Below are 3,911 nucleotides of genomic sequence, written 5' to 3' on the forward strand. Positions count from 1 at the left end.
AATACCAAAAAAGAATATAACAAATAATATAAGGCTCGTCAGAGAAGATTTTAACTTTGATAGACACAAGGCAAAGAGCTGTTTTGCAAGAAGTTAAACTGTTTTATGAAAAAGCCCTGTATGGACTATTCATTTGCTAATGATTGTTAATGGCACAGAAATTTGAACCGGAATATCATTCTTTTTCGTTTTAATTGTAGACTAAAACCGCTGAGTAAGACAGTCTTCTGAATAAGTAAAATTCAAATTTAACCAACCGAATTGCCATGAAAACAAGCCATAAAATAAACGCATTTTTCCTAATCCTCTTTTTGGCGATTGGTGGGGCCGTTTCGCAAAAAGCCTTTGCCCAACCCGGCGTTGGAATTACCCGTCAGGACTTTTATAATGAGTTGTCTCCTTATGGCCAATGGTTGGATAATCCTACCTACGGCCAAGTTTGGCAACCTCAAGTAAATGCAGATTTTCAGCCTTATGCTACCGATGGACACTGGGAGATGACCGAATACGGCAACACTTGGGTGTCTGACTATCCTTGGGGATGGGCTCCGTTTCACTACGGTCGTTGGCAGTTTGATGATTATTACGGCTGGATATGGATTCCCGGTTATGAGTGGGGTCCTGCCTGGGTAAGCTGGCGTTCGGGCGGAGGCTATTATGGATGGGCGCCTTTAGGCCCAGGCATGAATATCGACGTCAATATCAACATTCCGTATAATTATTGGGTGTTTGTGCCTGATATTTATATTACAAGTCCGCGAGTATACAGCTACTGTATTCCTCGTAACAGAATTGTGAATATTTACGGCGGTACTTCTTACCTCAACAATTACTATCGTTACAACAATCGTGCTTACGCCTACGGCCCACAACGCCATGATATTGAGCGTATTACTCGAAACAGAATAAACGTGTATCGCGCGGATGATTTGTACCGAAACGGCCGAAATAACTACAATCGGAACAATGGAGGCTATGCGCAGGGTCCTTCAAGAGGAAACGGCGGCTATAATTCACGCCCTGATTATAACAATCGCGATAAAAACAATCGCGACCGTTGGGACAATCGTTCGGGACAAAATTCGCCTCAATACGATAACCGCTATGGTCAAAACCAAAATCGCGGCAATGACCGTTTTGATAATAATTCTAACTCAAGAGATCGAGTTCAACAATCGGAAAGAGCCAATCCTCAGCCTAACAGACAGGAAGACAGATCGTATCAGACACCGGACAGAGCCAATCCTCAACCTAACAGACAAGAGGACAGACCTTATCAGGCACCGGAACGAGGAAACGCACAACGCACTTGGGGAAATCCGCCATCTCAGGGTAATCGGGAGCAACCTGCCCAACGCCCCACTGAAAGCAGAGAATCTGCCCCAAGACGCACTTGGTCAGACAATGGAAATTCCAATCAGCAACCGCAGGAAAGAGTCCAACCCCGCTCATCTGACAATGGAAATCAGCAGCAACGCGCCAATCGGGATTATTCTCAACAGCGTTCTCAGGAGTCATCGCAAAGGCGGCAGTCTGAACGCTCAAATGAAGAGCAGAATAGACCTGAGCGACGTGGCCGAAATTAAGTATTGAGTATTTAGAAAATGTATAGTTATTTGTTTATCAATAACTTGACAAACGCAATACTTGGTACTATTTACTTAATACTCCTTAACTACTGGGTAGTCATCAGATTTTTGCAGTAAGTAGTTAGCGAAAATTTAACTGGCAACCTGCAACAACTTAATGTCACGGGGGAAGCAATGCTTCCTCCGTGTTTTTTATGACCACTTACTCAAAAACTGATTGAACGTGTCTTTGTACTGATCACTGACGGGGATGGTAACGGTTCCTATTTGGATACTGTTACGAGTCAGACTGCTGATTTTATCCAACGAAACGATAAACGAACGATGTATTCGCATAAAGCGCCGGGCAGGAAGCTTATCTTCCAACGCCTTCAGGCTGGTCAATGAAAGTATCGGTTTAGGATTTCCCTGAAGATGAACTTTTACGTAGTCCTTCAAGCCTTCGATGTACAAAATATCTTTGAAAGCCACACGTACCAATTGATATTCTACTTTCAGAAACAGCGATTCTTCCTCCGGTTCGGCCACTATTGGAGCTACGGTTACAGCAGGAGCCGGTCGGTTCATTAATTCAAAATAGGCTTTCGCTTTATTGGCCGCGCGTAAAAACTCTTCATAATTGAAGGGCTTGAGCAGATAATCCAACGCATCTACTTTGTATCCTTCAATGGCGAAATTATTGAAGGCAGTTGTAAAAATAATACGTGGCCCTACCCCACCCTGTTGGGCCTGCCCCAGTACCCGGGCCAGTTCGATACCGGTCAAGTCCGGCATCTGAATATCTAAGAAAATGACATCAACCTGTTGGCTGTGAAGACCCTGCAATGCTTCTACCGCGCTCGAATATTTGCCTATTAAGTTAAGAAATGGAGTTTTTTCAATAAATACACTCACCAATCCCAACGCGAGTGGTTCATCGTCAACGGCTATGCAATTGAGGTTCATAGAGAGGAGCGGTAAAGTTTTTTGGTTGAGTAGTGGTTGGCGTATCAAGCGTCAATACTACTAAATAGTCACTGTCGGGAGTGTGTTCTGTGATGTTTAGCTGATAGCGACCGGGATACAACAAATCCAAACGACGGCGTGTATTGACCAATCCTATTCCATTACTTTCATCCAACGCTTTCCCTTTACCGGAAAAGAGCGTATTTTTCACTTCTACCCGCAATGATTGTCCTTGCTGAGACAAACCTACAAAAATTTCGCTTCGTTGGGTAGCACTTACTCCGTGTTTAAACGCATTTTCCAGAAAAGGCAACAGCAACATCGGCGCAATCGCAACATCATTGATGGGTTGAGGCTTTTCAAATGTCACTTTTACTTTATCGGTAAGGCGCAATTGCATCAGTTGGATATAATCCTGCAAAAAGTCAATTTCCTGACTCAGCCGTACCGTTCCTTCTTTGGTTTCGTACAATACATAGCGCATCATCCGCGACAGGCGATGCAGCGCTTCGCGAGCATTCTCCACATCTATCATCGTAAGGGCGTAGATGTTGTTAAGCGTATTAAAAAAGAAATGCGGGTTGATTTGTGCCTTCAGGAAGGAGAGTTCAGAACTTACTTTCTCCTGTTCCAGCTGTTCTCGAATCTGTGCATCTTTCTGCCATTTTTGTACTACCGTCAAACTGGTACTGGCACCAACGGCTAACAGCGAATACAGAAACGTAAAGGTATCAAAGCGACGTGAACGATTGGGATTAAAAGGACGCTCAGCACGAAACGCTTTGTGCCAAAGCTCAGGCAAATTGAGCCAACTTTCAATGCCTTGAATGGCCCAATAAAGCGCAAAGACCCCTACCGCAATAGAAGCGATGTACCCGATTGTATGGTTTTTAAACAATAACCGAGGCACTAATACATACGAATTCAAATAGAAAATGCCTATCAGAAGTGATAATAGTACTCCTTGTTTGAGCCAAAACTCCGAAGGCGGATCTACGTTCATCCATTTAGGTTGAGAGAAAAGCATAGACATTACCAATCCCCACCCAAAGATGTGAAGAAGTAATGGTATATATCGGCGTTGGGGGCGAAGTAACATGATTGTGTTTTTGGTAATACAACAGCAATCTTACAAAAAAAAGAAACCCAACTTAATGAGAATCGGCAGTTTACTATAATTTACCGATAAAGTACCAACTTGATTCTTTGAAAATCAGCGGTTTGATTAGAGCCAACCGAAATGTTCTACCAGCCTTTCTTTAACGTGAACTTTTCAATACCTAAGCAGCAATTGGAGGGTAATACTGCCTCAATTCCAATGGGGATGCTATACTGACTTTGGGTTTTCTCTGGTAAAAAGAATAGGCACAGATAGCA

Annotated in this window: 3 protein-coding genes; 1 reads left to right on the forward strand and 2 read right to left on the reverse strand. The window is 43.3% G+C overall.

Annotated elements, in window-relative coordinates:
- Window positions 1-266 precede the first annotated feature (266 nt).
- Window positions 267-1,586 (forward strand): DUF6600 domain-containing protein, encoded by a 1,320-nt coding sequence (locus Q0081_RS26750; RefSeq protein ID WP_298360833.1) that lies wholly within the window; start codon window positions 267-269, stop codon window positions 1,584-1,586.
- A 195-nt stretch (window positions 1,587-1,781) separates the two neighbouring features.
- On the opposite strand, the gene Q0081_RS26755 is transcribed toward Q0081_RS26750, so the two are convergent.
- Together Q0081_RS26755 and Q0081_RS26760 are read right to left on the reverse strand one after the other, a co-directional pair.
- Entirely contained in the window at window positions 1,782-2,534 is a 753-nt protein-coding gene (locus tag Q0081_RS26755; protein ID WP_298360835.1) for a LytTR family DNA-binding domain-containing protein, read from the reverse strand.
- Complete coding sequence (locus tag Q0081_RS26760) at window positions 2,509-3,633, reverse strand: sensor histidine kinase (protein WP_298360837.1); 1,125 nt, start codon at window positions 3,631-3,633, stop codon at window positions 2,509-2,511. The genes Q0081_RS26755 and Q0081_RS26760 overlap by 26 nt, the downstream gene beginning before the upstream one ends.
- Between the last annotated feature and the right edge of the window lie 278 nt (window positions 3,634-3,911).

The sequence above is a fragment of the Runella sp. genome (assembly GCF_027484545.1).
In the GTDB taxonomy this organism is placed as follows: Bacteria; Bacteroidota; Bacteroidia; order Cytophagales; family Spirosomataceae; genus Runella.

What these genes read in the sequence shown, in the direction of transcription:
- Q0081_RS26760 (WP_298360837.1), bottom strand. Translation starts at nt 3,633, where the DNA reads ATGTTACTTCGCCCCCAACGCCGATATATACCATTACTTCTTCACATC.
- Q0081_RS26750 (WP_298360833.1), top strand. Translation starts at nt 267, where the DNA reads ATGAAAACAAGCCATAAAATAAACGCATTTTTCCTAATCCTCTTTTTG.
- Q0081_RS26755 (WP_298360835.1), bottom strand. Translation starts at nt 2,534, where the DNA reads ATGAACCTCAATTGCATAGCCGTTGACGATGAACCACTCGCGTTGGGA.